The sequence below is a fragment of the Chryseobacterium sp. SN22 genome, from assembly GCF_008329705.1.
Lineage (GTDB): Bacteria > Bacteroidota > Bacteroidia > Flavobacteriales > Weeksellaceae > Chryseobacterium.
Window position 1 is genome coordinate 26400 of the sequence record NZ_VTSX01000014.1, and the last position, 24020, is coordinate 50419.

The window sequence follows — 24020 nt, forward strand, 5'->3', positions numbered from 1 at the left end:
TCTGAAAGATGAAAAGTTTTACATCTGTTTTTGAACAGTACCGGTGGGATGAAATCAAATTCAGGCTGGAAAAGGTAACGCTGTCCGATGTTGAGAGAAGCCTGCACAAAAACAACAGGACGATTGATGATTTCCTGAATCTCATTTCCCCGGCTGCTGCCGGGAAGCTTGAAGTGATGGCTGGGATAACGCAGCAACTCACTCAAAAACGTTTCGGGAAAACCATTCAGCTGTACGCACCGCTCTACCTCAGCAACGAATGTCAGAATATCTGTACGTACTGCGGCTTCAGCCTTGATAATCTGATCAGGCGCAAAACCCTGTCTGATACGGAGCTGATGATTGAAGCCTCGGTTTTAAAATCGATGGGTGTGAATCATGTGTTGCTGGTGAGCGGAGAAGCCAATAAGACAGTCGGAATCAGTTATTTTCTGAATGCCGTAAAACTGTTGAAGCCTCATTTTGCCAATATCTCCATTGAGGTCCAGCCGTTATCGGAGGCAGAATACCGTCAATTGCATGAAGCAGGGGTAAATGCCGTTCTGGTTTACCAGGAAACCTATCATCAGGAAGTATACAAAGAATACCATCCGAAAGGCAAAAAATCAAACTTCAGTTTCCGTCTGGAAACGCCTGACCGGATCGGGAAAGCGGGGATCCATAAAATGGGACTTGGGGTCCTGCTCGGGCTGGAAGACTGGAGGGTAGACAGCTTTTTCAACGCACTCCATATCGATTACCTTCAGAAGCAGTATTGGAAATCCAGGTTTTCCGTATCCTTTCCAAGGCTCCGGCCGGCGGAAGGCATTATCGAGCCGAATTTTATTATGTCTGATAAAGATTTATTGCAGCTGATCTGTGCCTACCGCATCTGGAACGAGGATCTTGAAATTTCCATTTCAACCCGGGAAAACGAAACGTTCAGGAACCATATCATTTCCTTAGGTGCAACGGCTATGAGTGCTGCTTCCAAAACCAATCCCGGCGGATATGCGGTAGACAAAGAAGCCCTGGAACAATTTGAAATCAGCGATGAGAGAGGCATGGAAGAGATACAAAGTATCATCAGAGAAGCCGGCTACGATCCGGTCATGAAAGACTGGGATACTGTTTACAGCGGAGTATAAAACGAAAAGACGATTAAGCTTTTATTAAAGAATTAAGCTTAAGTTGCGTGAACCCGAAGAAGAAATAAGGTTAATAGGCTGGAAGAGGGAAGCTGCAGGTTTCCTGTGTCAATGTTACACCAAAAGTATTGATGATCAGATGAAAACATTTGTCACTTCATCAGAGGGGACCTTGTTGAAATCTTTATTCAGAATTTGAATTTATACTTTCTGTTTTGATAACCCGCTGAATTTAAATTAAATAGGGTCGAATTCATATTGGTTTAAAAATTATGCATTGAGCTTATTTTATTCGCTTGCGAATACTTAATATTTCTTACCTGCTGAAATCAATCTTAAAATAAAGAAAATGAAAGGGGAAGATATTTTTGCCCGTTACAGCCGCCAGATTTTCATAGAGGAAATCGGACTGGATGGTCAGCGGAAAATCATGAATGCCAAAGTCCTGATTATCGGGGCGGGTGGGTTAGGCAGCCCGGTGATCCAGTACCTGGCTGCGGCGGGAGTCGGTAATTTAGCCGTAGCAGACTTCGATGAGGTGGAACTTCACAATTTAAACCGGCAGGTCATCCACCACGAATATTCAGTCGGCATTTCCAAAGTGAAAAGTGCGGAACAATTCGTTAAGAATCTCAATCATCATGTTAATTTTATCGGACATCGCCTGAAAATAGATGCTGCCAATGCGGAAGAATTAATTTCAGCTTATGATATCATCGTGGATGGCTCTGATAATTTCGCGACGCGATACCTGGTGAACGATACCTGTGTAAAGCTCGGAAGACCGCTGGTCTACGGAAGCATTCTAGGCTTTTCGGGCCAGGTTGCAGTTTTTAATTACCAGGGTAGCCACAACCTGAGGGATATTTTCCCGGAACCGCCTTCAGATGAAAACCTCCCCGACTGTGACAGCCTGGGGGTACTGGGCCCCTTGCCTGGGATCGTGGGAAGCATAATGGCCCATTTAGCACTGAACATCATCACTGATCTGCCTGTACCAGTAAACAGGCTGACCTTAGTTGATACATGGAACTGGACTTTTCAAACGGTGGATTTTTAAACGGAAATTTCATAGACCTAAGGTAGTTCAGATTAATAGGCTGGAAAAGGGAGGCTGGGTGCCGGAAGCTTTTTCGAATTAATGTCACAACCCAACAACCTAATTATCAAACCGAATTTTTTGTCAGCTGCTAAAAGAACTTTGTCTGAAATCTTGAATTATTCCGCTTTCTACTTTATTGAAATAATTGATCAGGTATTGGCTTTACTCTAGAGGAGCAATATCTGTGTAGCAGATCATTCCGCGGAAGTTCTATTTTTAACCGTTAAGCCCGGCAACGAGATTGATGGTAAGTGCCACGACAAAGGTATTCATAAAAAAGGCGAGCAGTCCGTGGATCATGGTGATTCTCCTTAAATTCCTGGACGTAATACTGACATCAGAGACCTGAAAGGTACAGCCCATGCAGAAAGAATAGTAAGCAAAATCCAGATAATCGGGGTGATAAGTTTCGTTTTCATCTTCCGTCGGAAATTTAAGTCCTCCGGCTTCCTCTTTTTTGCCGGAATCATCCTCATCATAATACTCGCGGGCATAATGAAAAACGTATTGGGTTTGCACCATCACCCAGGATAGGATCATTGCACCAAGAACGGCAGGAAGGAAATAGATTTCTTTTTGCACCCCTTTGTCTTTGGAAGTAACCAGAAAAAATATGGCAAACATGCTTGCTAAAGATGCAATGATGATGGTGGCAAAAACAAAAACGGCGTTGCCGTCATCGGCCCTGGCTTTTTTACGGATGTCATCCACTTTCCGGTGCAGGATCACCTGCCAGTCAAGGAAAAGGAAGACCAGAGAAAACGCCAGCCAGCAGAAAATCAGAATGATCATTGGTTTAAGGTCCAGCCTGAAAATCAAAAAGAAAACCACGGCAGCGGCCAGAAGACTAATGATGCCTCTTTTCACAGGGCTAAGGCTTAATAACAAGCTTTCCTTTGTTTCAATTTTTGCCATCCGGAATTTTTTTTAAAAATAGAGAAAAATCTTTTGCGCTGCACCTGGTAAAAGGGAAATTAAGTTTTTTTTAATAGCGGAAGTGACGACCTGAATAAATAATAAGCCCCTTTAATTTTTACATTAAAAGGGCTTATTATTTCTGTTTATTTAAACGGTTTACTGCCCCTGCGGAACCATTCCGCCGTTGTCATCTTTTTTGCTTTCTTTCAGGATGCTCTGGTCTTCTTTTGCCAGCTTGTTTCTGGTTGGAATTTTATAGTTTACCGATAATCCGAAGTTTCGGGTGTCATATTTATTTCTCATGTAAACCGATTGTCCCTGCGGCGGATTGGATCGGACCTGCATCACCTGCCCGTTGAAGATATCATTGGCAAATACGGAAACCGTCAGTCGGTTATCCATAAATTTTTTCGTCAGTGTCAGGTCAAAGGAGTTATTGAATGGTTTTTCTGCCGTAAAATAAAAATATCCGGCTTTAGGTGTCAAATAACTGTAATTGGCCGTCAGCTTGATTTCCTTCGGTAAAATAATCTGGGTCATGATATTAAAGATCCAGAAACCTTTATTGTCCAGATCGGCAATATCATGTTTCTGATAACCGGCATAGATGTACATAAAGTTGATCTTATCCGGATTGAAGTTGAACTTCATGATCTCGCTTAACGGTTTGCTGAAAATCATAAACGGAACCGGCAGTCCGACATTGAAATTATGGATTTTCATTTCCGATATGTTGATCTGCTCGTTGAAAAGGTTTTTCCCTTCCCTGCGGATGATCTGGGCTACCTGGTTTTTTGCTGAGCTCACACTGTAGCCGATGAAGGCATAGTCGAAAGCTGAAATTTTCAGTTCGTAATTGTCAAAGATCGTAGGCTGTAGATTCGGGTTACCCGTCACCTGAGTGTTCGGGCCCTGGAAAGTGACATTATTGGGATTCAGGGCGGAAATGCTCGGCAGGCTGATCTTTTTGTTGTAATTGGCTGTTACGTGCACCTGTTCCATCAGGTTGTACTGAACGCTGGCATTCGGGAATAATTTAAATTTATTAAAAGGCAGCAAACCGGCTTCTACCAGAACATCATTATTGTTCTTATCCTTTTCATAATATCTGGTAATTCCTGAAATATCATAGTTTTCGGCTCGGGTTCCCAGGATAAAATCGAATTTTTTCAGTTTGGCCTGTAATTCCAGATAGGTAGCGGTGGTTTGTCTCTGATAATCGAGGTTCGTGATTCCAAAGCTTTCCGTTTTAAAGTCCTGTCTTTCATATAACCCTCCCAGGCTTACCTTACCGCCGTCCATCAGCTTGAGAGGCTGTGAATAGTCTACTTTGAAATTGGCAATCCGCATTGTAGAGGAGTTGCTTAGAACCCGTCCTAATGAAAAGGCATAGGGTTCTTCAGGATTAGAATATGCCCCGCTTCTAAAAATATTGTCCTGATCAAATTGGCTGTCGGATTTTGTGTAGCCAAACTGAAAATCAAGCTTCTGCGTTTTTTCTGAAAATCTTTTCTGATAGGTTATAACGGCTTCCTGTCTGGTATTAAGCGTATTTGCAGCATCCGAAGCATCAAAATAAAAGTCTCTGTACTTATATTCCTTCGGATCAGTATTCGGAATCAGCTCTTTTTTCTCGCCGTCACCATGACTTAAAGTATAATTATCATTGTTGTTATGGTAAATATCGTAGTTTAAAAGCAACCGGTCCTGTCCGAGATCGAAAGTAATTCCGGATTTTGCAAAATATCCCCGGCCATAGCGGTTGGTATCGCTGTATAGCAGGGCATCCTGATCGGTGCTGAGCATGCTTTCGCGGTAATTCTGGCCGACGTTCAGCTGCCAGCCGAAAATTTTGTTTCGGGCATTCAGGTTCAGGGAATTGCTGGTGCGGCTTCTGAATTTATCGTAATTGGTGAAAGAGTAGTTTCCGGAATAGGTAGCGGTTAAATATTTATTGGCATTCTTATTCGTAATGATGTTCATGATCGCGCCTCCTGAAGTTGCCGGGAATTCCGCACCGGGCTGGGTAATCACTTCAATCCGGTCCACCGAATTGGCAGGCATTCCTTCAAGGAAGGAATTCAGTTCGTTGGAAGTGATATTCAGAGGTCTTCCGTTGAGGTAAACGTCCAGTACCTTACCCTGGTACATCATGCCGGCAATATCGGTAGAAACCAGGCCGGGAAGTTTTTTGATTCCTTCCAGCACATTCCCGTTGTTCAGCTGGGGCTGTTCCGAGAAATCGAAGATTGTACGGTCGGCTTTTTGCTCAACGGCTTTTTTAGTTTTGGTAATGACAACGCCTTCGATCTGCTTCTCTTTAGTCGCCTGGGTATTGGTTTTTTCCTGGGCGGAAGCAAAGGCCAAGCTCAGGAAAGATAAAGTAATAAGTGTTTTTTTCATGCTCTTTCAATTCGATTGATTAGACACCGGAAAACAGATTTTGTTACAGGTCCGGAGAAAATTATGAATCTTTGATCAAAAAGCTTGCTTTAAGCTTAACAATATTCTTAATGATTAGAATTTAGTTGATATGAAGCTTATATCCTTTCCTTTTCTTCAAAATTAATGGTCTTTTTCCGGATCTTCTTTTTTTGGCCTCCGAAAGTATAGTTTACACTCAGCCGGAAACTCCTGCCGTCCCAGTAATTATTGATTTGATGAATGCTATCGGTAAAATAGATATCACCACGGAACCGCTGGGCAAAAATATTGGTGACGGTCGCATTGATCTGCAGCTTCTTTTCCATCAGGAAAAATTTAAGACCTGATGAAAGATCGGAGAAATTATGATAATAGTAATTTACATTCCGGGAAGGCAGGCTCTGTTCGTAGTTCAGGAAAAAAGCAAGGGTTTTGGTTTTATTCAGGGTAAAGGTATTGTTGATGGAATAACTGAATGAATTCCCTTTCTGCGGTTGGGCATCCAGCCCGAAAATTTCCGAACGCTGCCTGCTTGCGTTTACTGCTATTGTAGACTCCCAGCATTTAAAAAAGGTATCGGTATAGGAAATAGTAAGCCCGAAGGAATTATTGTTATAATAATTCAGATACGTTGAGATCTGTGAAAGCCCGTCCTGGAAAGAAACCTGCCCGAATGCATTTTTAAGTCTCATATAATAAAGGCTTGTGGTCAGCTTGTTGTTAAAGGTGTAGCCCAATTCCAGGTTATTGATATAGGACGGTGTCAGCAGAGGATTTCCGGAAGAATAGGAATAAGGGTTGGAATACCATCGGAACGGATTCAGGCTGCCCATTCCCGGGCGGTTGATCCTTCTTGAGTAGGCCAGGCTGAAAATATTTCTATCTTTTTTGTAAGAAACATAGGCAGACGGGAACCACCGGCCGTAACGATATGAATTTGCGGTGCCTGTAGAAGGCGTATAACTTTCTGCCGACGTATTTTCGTAGCGGAGACCGGCTTTGGTTTCCCAATGCTCCCCAAAATTTTTAGCATAACTGAAATAAGCGGCATAATTCTCTTCCCTGTACCGGAAAAGATCGGCCCTGTTTTCATCAGACACATACCCGTTCCCGGCAAGATTGAAATATTTTAAATCGGAATTGTTTTTAAACTGATTAAATTTCACCCCGGTTTCAATGGTTCCGAAAGAAAACGGAAGTTCAAGGTCTGCCTGTGCGGAAAAGATCTGCGGTGAAACCAGGGAAAGGGTTTTTACATTCTGCAATGTATTGTCGGAAAGCTTCTGGGTAGCAAAGTTAACCTCCGTATCTGAATTGTTTTTGTAAAAATTTCCTGTAATGCTTAATTTCTTTCCTAATGAATCCAGTTTCAGGTCATAATAGGCGCTCAAGGTATGGGTAGGTTCCTTTTCGCGGTGGAAAGTGTTGGTGAGAAGGTTTTCTTCCTGGCCGGCCGGACTGATATTCCTGGTTCTGTTGACGATATCCATTCCGGACCTCTGGTGGGCATAAAGATATTCGAATCCGGCTTCAGAATTTTTGCTGATTTTATAGGATATGCTGATGCCGGGTGTCAGTTCGTTCCACATATCCCTTCTTACGGAGCTGCTGTAATTCCGGGTTGCCCCGATCATGCTGTAATTTTCATCGGACCTTTTGGCGGAGTCGTAATAGACCAGTTTCAGGCTGCTGCTGAATTTTTCGGTCTGGTAGCTCAGGATTCCGTTGTCGCTGAATCCGGAGTAAGTCCTCTGGATCAGGTTGGAGCTGATGCTGCCGCTGAATCCCAGGTTCGGATTTTTCTTCAGGATGATGTTGATCAGTCCGCTGTTGCCCTGGGCTTCGTATTTTGCCGGCGGTGTGGTGATCACTTCTATTTTGGCAATATTTTCCGAACGGATGGATTTCAGGTAATTCAGCAGGGCCTGTCCGGAAAGGTTCAGCATCCTGCCGTTGATCATCACGTTCACGCTGCTTTTCCCGACGATAGAAACAGAGCCGAGATTTTCATCCACTTTGATCATCGGAACATTGGCCAACGTTTCCGAGCCGTCCATTCCCTGTGAAGCGATGGAAGCTTCCACATTAAAGATCATCCGGTCGGCTTTCCGCTCCAGCAGTTTTTTCTTAACCAGGATTTCAATTTTTTCAATAGTCTGAACGCTGTCTTTTTTTACTTGTGACCAGAATAAGGAAGAAACCAAAAGGCAAGCTAACACAGGAATATTTTTCATAGTAATTTTTTTCGACAAATGTATTTTGATATAGAATAGGATAAAACAGCATTTAGACATGCATCGGTTTTCATCCGATCAACCTTATTTCGTCGATAATTTCAGACGTTTCGCCGATTCCGATGCAGAAAATGCCGTGGTCCTGACTATTTTTGAGCTATGAAAAATGTTATTCTTATTTTCAGCTTAATGTATGCGCATTTCTGTATGCCGCTTCACCGGGTGGATGTATGGAAGACCCTGACGGTACATCCGGGGGAAAATCTTTACATTAATGAAGTAAAAGCTCCGGTGACCCTGGAAATAAAAAATCTTTCCGATAAAGAAATCCATCTGTCCTCAAAGCTCACGATGCCCCAAAGTATTGCGGTAGGATCCGGATTCAGATACCGGTTGCCGAAAAAAGGCAGCCTTACAATGGAAAACAGGAATACCGTAACGGTTTCGGTATATTTGCATTATTCCTCCTCAAAAAGTATTTTCGTTAATAATAAAGAATTACGATGAAAACGTATAAACTTGTTTGGTTCCACATTTTTTTCTGGACAATTTATATTATCGGATCGGTAGTGATCCCTTATTTCGTATTTGATTCTGAAAAATCCCTTACCTTTAAAATCACTTTTTTCCTTACCAGCTTTATATCCTTTTATGTGAACTATTTTATTATTGTTCCCCGGTTTTATGAGCCGGATAAAATCTACAAATCCGTTATTGCCTTTTTGCTGAGTGTAACGTGTTTTGTGATCGTGCGCTATTCTATAGAAGAAGTCTTGCTGCCAGCGACGTTGGGATTCAGGAACTATGATCCCGATACGGGAATTGCCTTTTATTTTTTCGATAATATTTTTTTCAGCAGCACCGCCATTTTCATCAGTACGACATTTTGGTTCCTTCAGTATTTTATCCATGCAGAATCTGAAAAAGCGGAGCTCATCGAAGCCAGGAAAACGGCAGAGCTGCAGGCCTTAAAAACCCAGATCAATCCGCATTTTATTTTTAATTCGTTAAATAATATTTATTCGCTGGTGTACCAGAATTCCGAAAAAGCTTTGCCTGCCATTGAAGAACTGAGCCGCCTGCTGAGGTACAGTACGAAAGACCTTACCGAAGATTCTATTACTCTGGATAAAGAAATCGGGTACATCGACAGCCTGACCGCTCTGGAAAAACTCAGGATTAAAAAACCCGAACTGTTGATCTTTGAGAAAAAAATCAGCCATCCCGGACTGAAAATTTCCCCGATGCTTTTGGTGCCGTTTGTGGAAAATGCTTTTAAACACGGAGATTTCCGTGATAAAGGTTTTGAAATGAGGATTTCCGACGATAAGAAAATATTGCATTTTTATCTGTTAAACTATAAAAGTGAAAGGATGAAAGATGAGGTTTCCGGAATCGGAATTGAAAACGTCAAGAAAAGGCTTTCTATCCTGTATCCCGGAAAGCATGAACTGGATATAAAAAATTCGGATACAGAATTTACAGTTGATTTAAAAATAGATTTGCGGAATGATTAAAATTAAATGTGTCATTGTAGATGACGAACCGCTGGCCATTTCGCTGCTGGAAAGCTATGTGAATAAAGTGCCGTTTCTGGAAATGGTTTTCTCTACGGAAAATCCGGTCGAAGCAATGGAATATGTTCAGAAAAATGAGTCCGATTTAATTTTTCTGGACATCCAGATGCCGGAACTTACCGGAATCAATTTCATGAAAATCCTGGGAGATAAAAAGAAATACATTTTAACCACCGCTTATTCCGAATATGCATTGGAAGGGTATGAGCATCACATTATCGATTATCTGTTGAAGCCGGTCCCGTTCGAACGGTTTTATAAAAGTGCGCTGAAAGCACAGGAACGTTTCACAACCGCAGAAAGTAAAGAAGAGACGCATTTTTTCGTCAAGTGTTCAGGTCAGCAGCATCGGATTAATTTTAAAGATATTCTGTATGTGGAAAGCATCAGGGACTATATTAATATTAAAACAGCAGAACAGGAATATATCGTCCTGGACACCTTAAAATCGATGGAGCAGCAGCTTCCTGAAACATCTTTTGTGAGAATCCATAAATCGTTTATTCTCAATTTACATAAGATCCATCATGTTGCCGGCAAGAAAGTAATACTGGTATCCGAACATGAAATTCCGATAGGCGAGAGCTACCGGATGGGTTTTCTGACGAGGATAAAGTAAACTTGAAATAATGGTTGGAAGAGGTGGGTTGGATGCGGGAAGCTCCTTTTTCAGAAATACGCTCACAAGTATTGAATAATCAAGCTAATTGTTTGTTATTCTATTTAAAACTTAATGGCCTACTTTGTTTTTGTTTCATAACTAAATGAATTGGACCTTAATACGGTCAGGTTCACATTGTTTTAGAATCCCGGAGGAGCAGCTTTTTACAGGGTAGAATAAAATCCCATCAGAAATGTTATAACAAGTACCCGAATATCCGTTACTTCATGATTAATCTCAAACATAATTTCGGGAATCAAAAAGTAAAAAAAACAAAAAACAGAAATAAAAACCGCCGGACAAAAGAGCTTGTAAAAGTAATTGAAGATGATCAAATGATTGTCATTCATAAAAGTCTATAAACAATCATATTTAACGAATCCAAAGCAGAGATCAGGGAAGCAGGAGACGGTAAGTTTCTTATATTAAATAAAAAAGCAGTTTCAAACGAAACTGCCTTTTTCTATTAAGAATTAATGTTATTATTAATTTTTTTCCTGCTGTTTGATCAGGTTCAGGGCAGAACCCGCTTTAAACCATTCGATCTGCTGGTTGTTGTACGTATGGTTGGCCATGATCATGTCTTTGGTACCGTCTATATGGATGAATTCCAGCGTCAGCTGTTTACCAGGAGCAAACTGGTCAAGGTCCAGGAAATTAACTACATCATCTTCCTGTACTTTATCATAATCCGCTTCATCAGCAAACGTCAGTCCAAGCATACCCTGCTTTTTCAGGTTGGTTTCGTGAATCCTCGCAAAAGATTTTACTAATACCGCTTTTACGCCAAGATGTCTCGGCTCCATTGCCGCATGTTCTCTGGAAGATCCTTCTCCGTAATTCTGGTCTCCGACAACAATCGAAGGGATTCCGGCAGCTTTATAAGCTCTCTGTACGGCAGGAACTTCACCGTATTCACCGTTCAGCTGGTTTTTCACCTTATTGGTTTCCATGTTATAGGCATTTACGGCTCCAATCAGCATGTTGTTGGAAATATTATCCAGGTGGCCTCTGTATTTCAGCCATGGTCCTGCCATGGAAATATGGTCGGTGGTACATTTGCCGAAAGCTTTGATCAGAACCCTTGCTCCGGTAATGTTCTGGCCATCCCATGCAGGGAATTCTTCAAGCAGCTGAAGCCTGTCTGAAGTCGGGCTAACATCCACTACTACGCCTGAACCATCTTCAGATGGTGCCTGATAGCCATTATCTTCTACGGCAAAACCTTTAGCCGGAAGTTCGGAACCTTTAGGCTCATCCAGTCTTACCTGTTCTCCGTTTTCTGCGGTTAAGGTATCGGTAATCGGGTTGAAATCCAGTCTTCCGGAAATTGCCACGGCAGCTACCATTTCAGGAGAAGCTACAAAGGCGTGGGTATTCGGGTTTCCGTCTGCTCTTTTTGCAAAGTTTCTGTTAAATGAATGGATAATGGAGTTCTTCTCACCTTTTTCAGCGCCTTCCCGATCCCATTGTCCGATACAAGGCCCGCAGGCATTGGTAAAGATCCGGGCATTCTCAAATTTTCTGAAAGAATCCAGGAATCCGTCTCTTTCTGCAGTATATTTTACCTGTTCCGAGCCCGGGTTGATTCCTAAGATGGCTTTTGGCTTAACCCCTTTTGCTACGGCATCTTCTACGATAGAAGCTGCTCTCGAAAGGTCTTCGTATGATGAGTTGGTACATGAACCGATTAAGGCCCATTCAACTTCCAGCGGCCATCCATTGGCTTCCGCTTTGGCTCTGAATTCAGAAACAGGCGTTGCCAAGTCCGGAGTAAACGGTCCGTTCAGGTGAGGCGTAAGTTCGGAAAGGTTAATCTCAATTAATTGATCAAAATATTGTTCCGGATTAGCATATACTTCAGGGTCGCCGGTTAAGTGCTCGGCAATCTGGTCTGCGGCATCCACAACATCCTGTCTTCCTGTAGCGGCAAGATATCTTCTCATCGAATCATCATACCCGAAAGTGGAAGTGGTTGCACCGATTTCAGCACCCATATTACAGATAGTCCCTTTTCCGGTTGCCGAAAGCGATTCCGCTCCTTCACCGAAATATTCTACGATGCAGCCGGTTCCCCCTTTTACGGTAAGAATTCCTGCTACTTTTAAAATTACATCTTTCGGAGCTGTCCATCCGCTCATTTTACCGGTTAATTTTACTCCGATCAGTTTAGGCATTTTAAGCTCCCAGGCCATTCCGGCCATTACGTCTACGGCATCTGCACCACCTACCCCGATGGCGACCATTCCCAAGCCTCCGGCATTCACCGTATGGGAATCGGTACCGATCATCATGCCGCCCGGAAAAGCGTAATTTTCCAATACCACCTGATGGATGATTCCTGCTCCCGGTTTCCAGAAGCCGATTCCGTATTTGTCACAGACAGAGCTCAGGAAATTGAAAACTTCCGAGTTTTTGTTGATTCCTTCCTGCAGATCTTTATCTGCCCCTACTTTTGCTTGGATCAGGTGATCGGCATGTGCTGTAGAAGGAACCGCTACTTTTGCTTTTCCGGCCTGCATAAACTGCAGAAGTGCCATCTGGGCCGTAGCATCCTGCATAGCCACGCGGTCCGGAGCAAAATCTACATAAGAATTCCCTCTTTCATATTCCTGGGTTGCATTTCCTTCCCATAAGTGGGTGTAAAGAATCTTCTCTGAAAGTGTAAGTGGTTTTCCCGTAATTTCTCTTGCTGCTGCAATTCTTTCAGGATAACGCTGGTACACTTTTTTGATCATGTCAATATCAAAAGTCATATCTAATTTATTTTTTCTTTCTTATAAATTTTTCAGCTTCATTAAGCGAAAAATACGATTTCTTTAATTCAGCAAAATCTGTTCCTCCAGTATATAAAGAAAAAGAAATATGCTGTAATCAAATAATTAATAGCCATCAATTTAAGAAAAAATAAGATTTTGATCATTGATATAGGATAAAATAATAATTCGGCAGTCTTAAATAGAAATATTCTAAACAAAAAAGAAAGATTCCAATCCATGCGGATCGGAATCTTTCAGTATCATGTAAACAGTCGTGCTGTTTATATTAAAATTAATGGGCGCTTGTGCTGGTAAGCTCTTTGATGGAAGGGACAAAAGTCGTCAGGTCGATGCCTTCTACAGCGGTTTTGTATTCATCAATGCTCGGGATTCTTCCCATGATCGCAGAAAGTACCACAACCGGAGTTGAAGCCAGTAAAGATTCTCCTTTTTTACGTTCGGAATCTTCCACGACTCTTCCCTGGAACAGACGGGTAGAAGTAGCCAAAACGGTATCTCCTTTTTCAGCTTTCTCCTGGTTCCCCATACAAAGGTTACATCCCGGACGCTCAAGATACATCATATTCTTGTATTCAACGCGGGCTTCTCCTTTCGGCGAATTATCATCAAATTCAAAACCTGAATATTTCTCAAGGAATTCCCAGTCGCCTTCCGCTTTCAGTTCATCGATGATGTTATACGTAGGAGCCGCTACCACAAGCGGTGCTTTAAATTCTACTGTTCCGTTTTTCTTTTCAATGTTTTTAAGCATCTGGGAAACGATCTTAAGGTCACCTTTGTGAACCATACACGATCCTACGAATCCAAGGTCTACTTTTTTCTCTCCTCCATAGAAAGTCAGATCTCTGATAGTATCGTGCGTATATCTTTTGGAAACGTCGTCGTTGTTTACATCAGGATCGGCGATCATCGGTTCTACGATCGCATCAAGGTCTACCACAACTTCAGCGTAATATTTAGCATTGGCATCCGGAGTTAAAGCCGGTTTTTCTCCTGATCTGATCTCGGCGATTCTCTTGTCGGCTTTATTGATCAGCCCCTGAAGAACCTGGTTTCTGTTATCCATTCCTTTGTCGATCATGATCTGGATTCTGCCTTTGGCAATTTCCAGCGATTCGATCAGGGTGTCATCTTCGGAAATACAGATTGAAGCTTTTGCTTTCATTTCTGCAGTCCAGTCGGTAAAAGTGAACGCCTGGTCAGCAGGAAGCGTTCCGATATGAACCTCAATGATTCTTCCCTGGAATACGTTTTCCCCGCCAAACTGCTTCAGCATCTGCGACTGGGTTGCATGAACCACATCACGGAAATCCATGTGCTCTTTCATGTTTCCTTTGAACGTTACTTTTACCGATTCAGGGATCGGCATGGAAGCTTCACCGGTGGCCAGGGCCAGGGCTACGGTTCCGGAATCAGCTCCGAAAGCTACCCCTTTGGACATCCTGGTGTGGGAGTCTCCTCCGATGATGATCGCCCATTCGTCGATCGTAATATCATTAAGAACTTTGTGGATAACATCCGTCATGGAGTGGTATTCACCTTTCGGGTCACGGGCCGTGATCAGACCGAAATCGTTCATAAATTTCATTAATTTAGGGATATTCGCCTGCGCTTTTTTATCCCATACGGAAGCCGTGTGGCACCCGGACTGGTAAGCTCCGTCAACAACGGGAGAAATTACCGTTGCCGCCATGGATTCCAGTTCCTGTGCGGTCATCAGACCGGTGGTATCCTGGGAACCTACGATATTTACCTGTACTCTGACGTCTGAACCGGCGTGAAGAACTTTACCCGGAGTTACTCCTACGGCATTTCTGTTGAAGATTTTCTCAACGGCGGTCAAGCCCTGTCCGTCGTGGGAGATTTCCTTGGACGGCGCAAAAACCTGAGGTGCTTCAATCCCCAGTACCTGAGCAGCAAAAGTCTGCAGCTTTTTACCGAAGACGATGGCATAAGAACCTCCGGCTTTGATGAATTCCATCTTTTGCGGTGTGAACGATTTGGAAAGGTCGATCAGTTCTTCGTTTCCTCTATAGAGTTTCTTTTCTTTGGTATTGATGGTTAAAACCGTTCCGGTAGCCACTGAATAGGCTTCTTCCAAAACGATTTCACCGTTTTCGTTACGAACCGGGTTTCCGTTTTCATCGGTTTTTTTAACCCAGTTTTTAAGGTCGATCCCGATTCCTCCCGTTACGTCTACAGTAGTAAGGAAGATCGGGGAAATCCCGTTGGTTCCTCCTACAATCGGTGCGATGTTAACAAAAGGTACATAAGGGCTGGCCTGCTTACCGGTCCACAACGCTACATTGTTTACACCGGACATACGGGACGAACCTACACCCATGGTTCCCTTTTCTGCGATCAGCATAACGCTGGCATCAGGATGCTGGGTCTGCAGCATTTTGATTTCTTCCTGCGCCTCAGGCGTGATCATGCATTTTCCGTGAAGCTCACGGTCTGATCTGGAGTGCGCCTGGTTTCCGGGAGACAAAAGGTCGGTGGAGATATCACCTTCTCCTGCGATGTAGGTTACCACCTTAATTTCTTCGGCTACTTCCGGAAGCTTAGTGAAAAATTCTGCCTGGGCATAGCTTTCAAGGATTTCTTTTGCGATTTCGTTACCGCTGTGGTAAGCTTCTTTCAGTCGGTTGGTATCCGCTTCATAAAGGAAAACCTGGGTCTTAAGAACTGCTGCAGCCTGATGCGCGATCGCTTTATCGTTTCCAAGGGCCAGATCCAGCAATACTTCGATGGATTTACCACCTTTCATGTGAGACAAAAGCTCAAAGGCAAAATCCCGGGAAATTTCTTCTACTATAGATTCACCAAGGATAATTTCTTTTAAAAATTCAGCTTTTACGCTGGCGGCACTGGTCGTTCCGGGCAAAGTATTGTAGATAAAAAATTTAAGAGAATCGGCCCTGTGCTCATTGGCCTTGTCTTTGATCTGTGCGATGATCTCGCTCAATAATTCAGCACTGTCAATAGGTTTCGGGTGAAGCCCCTGATTTTTTCTTTCTTCAATTTCTTGGATGTAATCCTGATAAATGTTCATAATAATAGAAGTCTTTTCAATCTTAAAAAGAGATTATAACGGTATTCCGGTATCCGTAAAAGTCAGAAGAAGAATCGGTTATAATCCGTAATTATTTCAGAAGGTGCTCAATAACAAGATATTCCGGATCCTGACGTAAAAGAATTTTGCACATGGTAATGTCAAAAATCTGGTTCAAAGATGATTTTTATTATTTAAACCCCTGAAAAGGTTTCCAAATTTACGGAATTTTCGTATTTTCTATAACTTAATTTATTTAGATTCTTTATAAATATGTATTTTATATTTTCTATTTTTGCCTGAATTTTACAGAACCAGTGGTGATTATGAAAAATGTTGTTTCGATTTTAGGGGTTTTTATTTCGATTTTTGTTTTTTCCCAGACTAAAACGGTAAAGAAATTACCGGTGAAAAATATAGCCAGAACAGCGGTGGGCCAACCTTCTGAAAAATCAAAAATGAATCCGGACCTGCCGGTACTGAATAAAGAGCTCCCTCTTTTGATTCCTAAAAAGAAAAATGGCAGTTTCGGGTATACCAACCAGAAAGGGAAATTCATTATTCAGCCTGAATACCATATTGCCGTATTTTTCTATGAAGACTGCAATCTCTTAAATTCACCCATTGAAAAGCTGAGAAAGTTCGGTACGGCCGACTATGCTACTGTAGAAAAAAACGAAATTTCCTACCGGATCGACCGGACAGGTAAAAGGGTGTACCAGTACAAACAGGCGGACCTCGGGAAATGTGTTCAGAGAGATTATGTCCAGCAGCTGTATCAGGGGTTTACGATGAACGGCTTTTATGGCCTGATCGAAAAATCGACCTTCAAAAATCCGCAGGATTACAGACAGTTCAAAATTTACCCGCAATACGAATACCTGTTTATTCTGGAAGGGGACGATGTCGCCCATCCGATGATCATTGCTTCCAAAAACAATGCTTTCGGGGTAATTGATATCAACGGTAACGTGATCATTCCGTTCGAGTATGCCGACATCAAAAGGAATTTCAGCTGGAAGCTCGGCCGGATGTTCGAGGTTTCCAAAGACGGCAAAAACTATTTTTACATCGACCAGCGGAACAAGGCATATTGACGGTAACATTTATAGGTATTTAATACATCATATTCAGGCAAAAATTTTCCATTTTTTCAATAAAATTTTGTTTGTTATTTATCGCACCGTAAATTTAAGCCATAAGCCATAAGCCATAAGCCATAAGCCATAAGCCATAAGCCATAAGCCATAAGCCATAAGCCATAAGCCATAAAATTCTCATAAATTTTTCTTAATTTTGCACCTGAAATAAAGGGGTGCCGTCAAAAGCTGAGATTAAACCCAATGAACCTGGAACGGGTAATGCCGTTTAGGGAATTTAAATGTACCAATGTGAAAATTTAGCCATGTACCAATGCTTATTGTTAAACTGGTAAACCGAATACATTGTTATATTCGTAATCTGCCCCTTTTATTCATTAAATGTTAAAATTTATAGAATGAAAGGATTATTTTTTTTAGGGCTTACCGTCGGCGCATTCGCCTTCGTCCAGGCACAGAATACCGATTCCATACAGATCAGGGAAATCGAAGCCGTTAATTTTACCAAAAGACTTCCTGTTGCCAAAGAGATCATCAATGTTCAGAGGGACCTTGACAGCAGAAACCTTGGCCAGGATCTTCCCATTTTGCTGAAAAATCAGACCTCTGTGATTTCAACTTCCGATGCCGGAAACGGGGTAGGGTATACCGGATTCAGGATCCGGGGCGTGTCGGGGACGGCCATCAACGTGATGATGAACGGGGTTCCGTACAACGATTCCGAGAGCCAGGGGACATTTTTTGTGAATGTGCCGGACCTTACCAGTTCCGCATCACAAATTTTAATCCAGAGAGGGGTCGGCACGTCAAATAATGGGTCGGCAGCTTTCGGGGCAAGCATCAACGTGCTCTCCAAAGATCCGGAAGATAAGTTTTATGTAAAAACCGACGACAGCTACGGCTCGTTCAATACCTATAAATATGCTGCGGAAGTGGGCTCCGGCAAATTCTGGGGCAACCGGCTTTCGGTGATGGGAAGATATACCCACATCAATTCCGATGGGTACATCGACCGGGCTTTTTCCAAGCTGAATTCTTACAATTTCACCGCCTTGTTTGAAGAAGGAAAAACAAGAATCCGTCTGATGGCTTTCGGAGGAAAAGAAAAAACCTACCAGGCCTGGAACGGGATCGACCGCAAAACCTGGGAAACCGATCCGAAATTCAATTATTCCGGGGCAATTTATGATGCCGACGGAAATATTTCAGGATTTTACAACAACGAAACCGATAACTACAGGCAGAGCCACTACCAGTTGCTCTGGGAACAGAAATTCAGTGACCGATGGAATCTCGAAACCACATTGCATTACACCAAAGGAAAAGGATATTACGAAAACTACAAGCAGGGCGATCCTTTTGCAAGGTATAACCTGCCGGATATGAACGGCGAAGATTCTTCCGATTTCATCAGAAAGAAATGGCTGAATAATGATTTCTACGGAATAGTTTCCACATTGTATGGAAAATTAGGGATTGTGGATGTTAACTTTGGCGCCGTGGCCAACCAGTATTACGGAAAGCATTTCGGAAATGTAACCGGCGTTTTCCTGCCGCAGATCAAAGAATACGAATATTACAGAAACCGTTCCGTGAAAAACGAAGTCTCAGGATTTGCCAAAGCGTTGGTTAAACTGAACGATTTCGAGATCTTCGGTGATCTTCAGCTCAGAAATGTGGATTACGATACCAAAATTATCACTGCCGGCGACGGCGAAGGAGCAGACCTGAAAAAGAACTGGCTGTTTTTTAATCCGAAAGCCGGAATCAATTACCGCATCGGAAACGGCAAAGTATTCCTTTCCTACGCGCATGCCCACCGCGAACCGAACCGTGACGATTTATTGGCCAACAACGATGTGAAAGCGGAAAAACTTCATGATTTTGAAGCCGGCGTGGAAAAACAATTCGGCATCGTTTCGTTTACTGCGAATTTGTATTACATGTATTACGTCAACCAGCTGGTGTTAAACGGCGAACTGAACAATGTCGGTGCTTTCATCCGGACCAATTCCGGGAAGAGCTATAGAAGCGGTATCGAGCTGGGGGCATTGGCCAAGCTTTCAAAGCAATGGGAGATCAATGGAAATGTGAGCTTCAGCAACAACCGGAACCTGGATTTTAAAGTTGAAAATACCGAAGGTATTCAGGATCTCGGAAATACCCAGATATCTTTTTCGCCGGATATCATTGCCAACCTGGCCCTGAAATTCAACCCGAATAAAAATTTCCATTTTTCCCTGATGAACCAGTATGTAGGGAAACAGTACCTGGATAATTCCGAAGACGAAAACCTTCAGCTGAAAGACTATTTTCTTACCGATTTCAATGCGCAGTATCAGTTTAAAATCAAAAACAACAATATTGCCCTCAAGCTTTTGGTCAATAATATTTTCAATAAAAAATACATCAACAACGGTGCGGTATGGGATGGCGAACCGTCCTATTTTTCACAGGCCGGGACCAATTTCATGTTCGGGATCAGCTGGACCATCCGGTAATCTTCAGGCTATATATTTAAACCAAATTATAGTAAGTAAAAAGTTAGATTTTTCAAGGCTGCTCCGGCAGTCTTTTTTATTTTATCAGGAGCTTAATCGCGCTATCCACTGTATCTTTATTGTGACGGCCTCCGCTTTGCTCCATCCGCCACAATAAAGGATGCCGTTCCTATCGCGGCTAGGACATTCGTGATCCTTATTGTCATTTGATATTCACAACCATGGCCATTATATGATTAACCTTAAAATTTCCGGCATCCGGCTTCCATCGTCCGACCAATTAATCAGAGTTACTTTGAGTTTGCGTTAAACTTAAGATCCTGAAACAGCGCTCATGCACCAAAAGTCCCGAAAAAGTCATAAATTTGCTGCCAGATGAATATTTCAGCTTACATTTTAGAATATTTGAAACAGTTCGGAACCGTTACGGTACCGGATTTCGGTGTTTTTTCCCTGGAAAAATCCAAGGCGGTGATCAATTCCGAAAATGGGAGTATTCTTCCTCCTGCCAGCACCATTGTCTATGCTCCGGATTATGAAGCGAAGTCGGATGACCTGGCAGCATTCATTGCGGGACAAAAACACATGACCCTGGAAGCCTCAAAAACCGACCTTCAGATCCAGACGGATTTCTGGAAGAAAAAGCTTCAGGCCGAACAGACGCTGGAAGTTCAGGGGCTGGGAACCGTTTATATCGAAGACGGAACCACCCATTTCACAGGACAAAGGCTACAGTCGGACCATCCGGATTTTTACGGACTGGAAGAGATCCGAATTTCAGATATGCAGGCCCATAGCCCGAAATCGGCCGTTGCTTCAAATGCTGAAAAGGATTATAAGTTTAATAAATCGATTCTCTGGGCGTTCCTGATTATCATTCCGGTGCTTGGGATCATCTATGTCGCCTACACCCAACAGGAACTGCTGTTCGGGGAAAAATCGTTTGATAATACCAACATTTCGGTACAGACGAAAACCCACAGGATTCAGGAAGATACGGTGAAGGTTCAGCAGCATATGGCTCCGGCAGCTGATTCTTTAAAGAAAGATTCCGTTATTCAGAAAACCGTTCCGGTGCAGCCGGCAGCTAAAAGCCAGACCAAAAACCAGGCAATTCCAAACAACACTAAGAAATAATGGCAAAAATAAAAAAAGCGTCAGATTCCCTGACGGTTATGACGAATATTGTCCTTCCCAACGATACCAACCAGCTGAGAAACCTTTTCGGGGGCGAACTGTTGGCCAGAATGGACCGTTGTGCTTCAATTTCCGCAACCCGCCACTGCGAGAGAAGGGTAGTGACGGCCTCCGTAAACCACGTATCCTTCGATCATCCGATTCCGGAAGGCGGAATTGTAGTGATGGAATCCAAGGTCTCCAGGGCATTCTCCACTTCCATGGAAATTTATGTGGACGTCTGGCTGGATGACCCGATCAACCGCAAAAAGATCCAGACCAATAAAGGAATCTATACCTTTGTCGCCGTAGATGAATTCAACCGTCCGATTCCGATTCCCGATATGGAGCCGGAAACCGAGCTTGAACAGGAACGATATGCCGCTGCTTTAAGAAGGAAAGAACTTTCCCTCATCCTTTCCGGAAGAATGAAGCCGTCTGAATCCATCGAGCTTAAAAAGCTTTTTCAGGAACCTACGGAATAATTTCCTTCAGGGACAGCCCGCAGAAGATTAATGTTACGATTACAGATACAGCCGACAGAACTATTTGTCGGTTTTTTATTGCTGTTTCCGGGGAGGTCTCAAGATAATCATCATTTTTGCTGAACATTTTCTGAGGAAAGTAGATGGTCCATCCTATAAAAACCAGGAGCAGGGCATTAACAGAAACGTCCAGCCATAAAAATATTTTATTTCCGAATCCATCAGGGCCTCCCTCAGAATAATGGATCGGAATGGTTTCCGGAACGGAAGGATATTTCATCAACAATACAATACTGTAGGTCACGAGGAGAAATACGGAAATTCCGAAAATAATTTTAGGTAACTTCATAAGAACGTAAAATTGAAAAATTTTATCCTGCAAAATCAGTTTCTATTTCTTTCTAACTTACCTTTGCATTAACAAATATAAAGAATTATGCATTCTATGAGAGTACTGCTTTTAGATAAGAACCATCCTTTGATTACCGAACAGCTTAGTGGGAAAAATTTTATTCTGGAAGAAGATTTTACATCTTCCTACGATGAGGTGTGCAGGAAAATTGAAAATTACGACGGGGTGATTATCCGCAGCAGGATTCCTCTGGATAGAAATTTTTTACAGAAAGCAAAAAACCTGAAGTTTATTGCCAGGGTAGGAGCAGGAATGGAAAATATTGATATTCCGGTGGCTGATAAATTAGGCATTAAGCTTATTAATTCTCCTGAAGGAAACCGGGATTCTGTGGCAGAGCATGTGGTTGGGATGCTGCTCATCTTAATGAACAGGCTGTTCATTGCATCTCAGGAAGTAAAAAACGGCATCTGGCTTCGGGAAGAAAACCGTGGTGATGAACTTTTAGGGAAAACTGTCGGGTTAATTGGTTATGGGAATATGGGGAAAGCTACGGCAAAGCGATTGTCAGGCTTCGGATGTAAAGTAATTTTCTACGATATTTTACGAGACCTTTCCGATGAATTTGCTGAACAGGTTTCTTTGGAAGAACTGAAAGAGAAAGCTGAAGTTTTGAGTTTACATATTCCACTCACCGATGAAACGCATTATCTCATCAATGATAATTTTATTTCTGAAATGAAGAATGACTTCTATTTCATAAATACCGCCCGGGGAAAAAATGTAGAAACGAAAAGTTTAGTCGGAGCATTAAAATCAGGCAAAGTGAAAGGAGCCTGCCTTGATGTCCTGGAATATGAAAAATCTTCCTTCGAAAACCTGGAAACGGAAAATGAAGACCTGAAATATCTTCTGGAATCTGAAAAAGCCATTGTTACACCACATATTGCAGGATGGACGGTCCAGAGTAAAGAAAAACTGGCGCAGGTGATTGTGGATAAAATTATTGCACAGTTTGGCTAGCCGGTTAATTTTATCTGATCATTAAACCCATACAGGTTTTTAGATGCCATTACTTGTGGAGATGATAAAATTTTAACGGTCTGCTGTGCTGAACCGGACGGAATTTTTTTAATAAAATGCTTAGATCAAATGATTTAATTTTTTCCATTTTTACTTTATGTTAAATAATTCATAATGTAGAGCCAATAGGTAATAATTATTTTGAGTTTTATTAAATTGCCGCTCATTTTGAAATTCCTGAGAATGCGTAATCTTGTCCTTATTGTAACGGTCTTTTTATCTCTTTTTTCCTGTAAAAAAAAATCTGAAAGTCAGGAAACGGTCACCGGAAGTACGACCAACCTACCCAATTACGGAAATGTAGATTTAAGCAAGGCATTTACACCGGCAGAAAGCCGTGTTGATGATAAAGCATCACTCGTGCGATACATCGACCAGTATTATAAAAAAGTATGGGAGAGAGGCGATCTGAGCGGAGGAATTCTGGTCGCCAAAGGGGATGATATTCTATACGAAAATTACCGGGGTTTTGCCAGGGAGGGTAATCAGAAACCGATAGACCGGAATACGCCGCTTCATGTAGCCTCGGTTTCTAAAACATTGACGGCGATGGCGATGATGAAGCTCATCGAGGCAGGCAAAATTAATTTATCGGATCCGCTGACAAAATTTTTCCCGGGGTTCCCTTATCCGCAGGTTACCGTTAAGACCTTACTTGATCAGAGAAGCGGTCTTCCTAAATACGAATATTTCATTACCAAGATACAGCCGGCTCCGGCAGAGCTTTCCAAGACTTTTCTTACCAACGGGGATATCCTGAATATGCTCGTTAAATACAAACCTGCTTTGGCGAGAGATACCGACACGGGCTTTATGTACTGCAATACCAATTTTGCCATGCTGGCCCTGCTGATTGAAAAAGTAACCAAGACCCCTTTTCCTCAGGCTATGAAGGAAATGGTATTTGAGCCTTTGAAAATGAAAAATACCTACATCTTCCAGGAAAAAGATATCCCAACGGCTTCACAGTCTTTTTATTACGGGGGAAGCAAGCTGTACCCTCTGGACAGGCTGGATCTTATCTACGGAGATAAAAACGTATATACAACGCCGAGAGATTTATACAATTTTTCAAAAGCGATGTTTTCAAAAGATTTCCTGAAACCTGAACTGATGGAACAGGTGTTTACACCATACAGCAATGAAAAGTTCGGGATGAACAACTACGGCTTCGGTTTCAGGATGAAGATTTTTGATAACGGGGAAAAGCTGACTTATCACAACGGCTGGTGGCATGGGACCAACTCGGTCTTTGCCCATTTGCTGAAATCCAAGGTGACGATCATTGCCATCGGGAATAAGTATTCCGGCAAGGTATATACGGCATTGGCCCTGTCGGGATTGTTTGAAGATTTCCCACCGCAGAAAGACAAGCTTCACAGCATCATGAGTGACGAAAAAGACACATTGAAAAGTCATGGCGAAGTTTATGGAGAATAATGTTT

At 42.5% G+C, this 24020-nt stretch carries 17 protein-coding genes and 1 riboswitch; of the genes, 11 read left to right on the forward strand and 6 right to left on the reverse strand.

The window, feature by feature from the left end:
* Positions 1–8 precede the first annotated feature (8 nt).
* Together thiH and FY557_RS10810 are read left to right on the forward strand one after the other, a co-directional pair.
* Entirely contained in the window at positions 9–1127 is a 1119-nt protein-coding gene (gene thiH / locus FY557_RS10805) for a 2-iminoacetate synthase ThiH (RefSeq protein WP_149247268.1), read from the forward strand.
* Positions 1128–1476: 349 nt separating this feature from the next.
* Positions 1477–2187 carry a HesA/MoeB/ThiF family protein gene (locus FY557_RS10810; RefSeq protein ID WP_149247269.1) on the forward strand — a complete coding sequence of 237 codons (711 nt, stop codon included), beginning with the start codon at positions 1477–1479 and terminating at the stop codon, positions 2185–2187.
* 258 nt (positions 2188–2445) lie between these two features.
* Here FY557_RS10810 and FY557_RS10815 read toward each other — a convergent pair whose 3' ends face one another.
* The 3 genes from FY557_RS10815 to FY557_RS10825 form a co-directional block, all read right to left on the reverse strand.
* Positions 2446–3144 (reverse strand): DUF1345 domain-containing protein, encoded by a 699-nt coding sequence (locus tag FY557_RS10815; RefSeq protein ID WP_149247270.1) that lies wholly within the window; start codon positions 3142–3144, stop codon positions 2446–2448.
* Between the two features lie 159 nt (positions 3145–3303).
* On the reverse strand, positions 3304–5550 hold the full coding sequence (locus tag FY557_RS10820) for an outer membrane beta-barrel protein (protein WP_149247271.1): 2247 nt from the start codon (positions 5548–5550) through the stop codon (positions 3304–3306).
* A 137-nt stretch (positions 5551–5687) separates the two neighbouring features.
* On the reverse strand, positions 5688–7805 hold the full coding sequence (locus FY557_RS10825) for an outer membrane beta-barrel family protein (RefSeq protein WP_149247272.1): 2118 nt from the start codon (positions 7803–7805) through the stop codon (positions 5688–5690).
* A 159-nt stretch (positions 7806–7964) separates the two neighbouring features.
* On the opposite strand from FY557_RS10825, the gene FY557_RS10830 reads away from it, so the two are divergent.
* From FY557_RS10830 to FY557_RS10840, 3 genes are read left to right on the forward strand one after another with little or no spacing between them, the layout of a single operon-like run.
* Complete coding sequence (locus FY557_RS10830) at positions 7965–8312, forward strand: hypothetical protein (protein ID WP_149247273.1); 348 nt, start codon at positions 7965–7967, stop codon at positions 8310–8312.
* Positions 8309–9322: a sensor histidine kinase gene (locus FY557_RS10835; protein ID WP_149247274.1), complete on the forward strand. Its 1014-nt coding sequence runs from the start codon at positions 8309–8311 to the stop codon at positions 9320–9322. The genes FY557_RS10830 and FY557_RS10835 overlap by 4 nt, the downstream gene beginning before the upstream one ends.
* Entirely contained in the window at positions 9315–10001 is a 687-nt protein-coding gene (locus tag FY557_RS10840) for a LytR/AlgR family response regulator transcription factor (RefSeq protein WP_149247275.1), read from the forward strand. The genes FY557_RS10835 and FY557_RS10840 overlap by 8 nt, the downstream gene beginning before the upstream one ends.
* A 527-nt stretch (positions 10002–10528) precedes the next feature.
* On the opposite strand, the gene FY557_RS10845 is transcribed toward FY557_RS10840, so the two are convergent.
* Positions 10529–12799, reverse strand: a complete 2271-nt coding sequence (locus tag FY557_RS10845) for an aconitate hydratase (protein WP_149247276.1) — start codon at positions 12797–12799, stop codon at positions 10529–10531.
* Between the two features lie 295 nt (positions 12800–13094).
* Complete coding sequence (locus tag FY557_RS10850) at positions 13095–15878, reverse strand: bifunctional aconitate hydratase 2/2-methylisocitrate dehydratase (RefSeq protein ID WP_149247277.1); 2784 nt, start codon at positions 15876–15878, stop codon at positions 13095–13097.
* Between the two features lie 326 nt (positions 15879–16204).
* Between FY557_RS10850 and FY557_RS10855 the strand changes: the two genes are divergently transcribed.
* The 4 genes from FY557_RS10855 (at position 16205) to FY557_RS10870 (ending at position 21140) form a co-directional block, all read left to right on the forward strand.
* A complete protein-coding gene (locus tag FY557_RS10855) occupies positions 16205–16975 on the forward strand; it encodes a WG repeat-containing protein (protein ID WP_149247278.1) in 771 nt (256 codons plus the stop codon).
* Between the two features lie 205 nt (positions 16976–17180).
* A riboswitch (TPP riboswitch) is annotated at positions 17181–17271 on the forward strand.
* Between the two features lie 105 nt (positions 17272–17376).
* The gene (locus FY557_RS10860; RefSeq protein WP_149247279.1) at positions 17377–19479 is read left to right on the forward strand and encodes a TonB-dependent receptor; all 2103 of its coding nucleotides are present in this window, start codon (positions 17377–17379) and stop codon (positions 19477–19479) included.
* Positions 19480–19854: 375 nt separating this feature from the next.
* Positions 19855–20616 carry a hypothetical protein gene (locus FY557_RS10865; RefSeq protein ID WP_185151704.1) on the forward strand — a complete coding sequence of 254 codons (762 nt, stop codon included), beginning with the start codon at positions 19855–19857 and terminating at the stop codon, positions 20614–20616.
* Positions 20616–21140, forward strand: coding sequence for an acyl-CoA thioesterase (locus FY557_RS10870; protein WP_149247280.1), 525 nt, complete (start codon positions 20616–20618; stop codon positions 21138–21140). The genes FY557_RS10865 and FY557_RS10870 overlap by 1 nt, the downstream gene beginning before the upstream one ends.
* Here the strand turns inward: FY557_RS10870 and FY557_RS10875 are convergent.
* Positions 21130–21489, reverse strand: coding sequence for a DUF1648 domain-containing protein (locus FY557_RS10875; RefSeq protein WP_149247281.1), 360 nt, complete (start codon positions 21487–21489; stop codon positions 21130–21132). The genes FY557_RS10870 and FY557_RS10875 overlap by 11 nt on opposite strands.
* Positions 21490–21585: 96 nt before the next feature.
* On the opposite strand from FY557_RS10875, the gene FY557_RS10880 reads away from it, so the two are divergent.
* Positions 21586–22515, forward strand: a complete 930-nt coding sequence (locus FY557_RS10880; RefSeq protein ID WP_149247360.1) for a 2-hydroxyacid dehydrogenase — start codon at positions 21586–21588, stop codon at positions 22513–22515.
* A 243-nt stretch (positions 22516–22758) separates the two neighbouring features.
* Positions 22759–24015 (forward strand): serine hydrolase domain-containing protein, encoded by a 1257-nt coding sequence (locus tag FY557_RS10885; RefSeq protein ID WP_149247282.1) that lies wholly within the window; start codon positions 22759–22761, stop codon positions 24013–24015.
* Positions 24016–24020 lie beyond the last annotated feature (5 nt).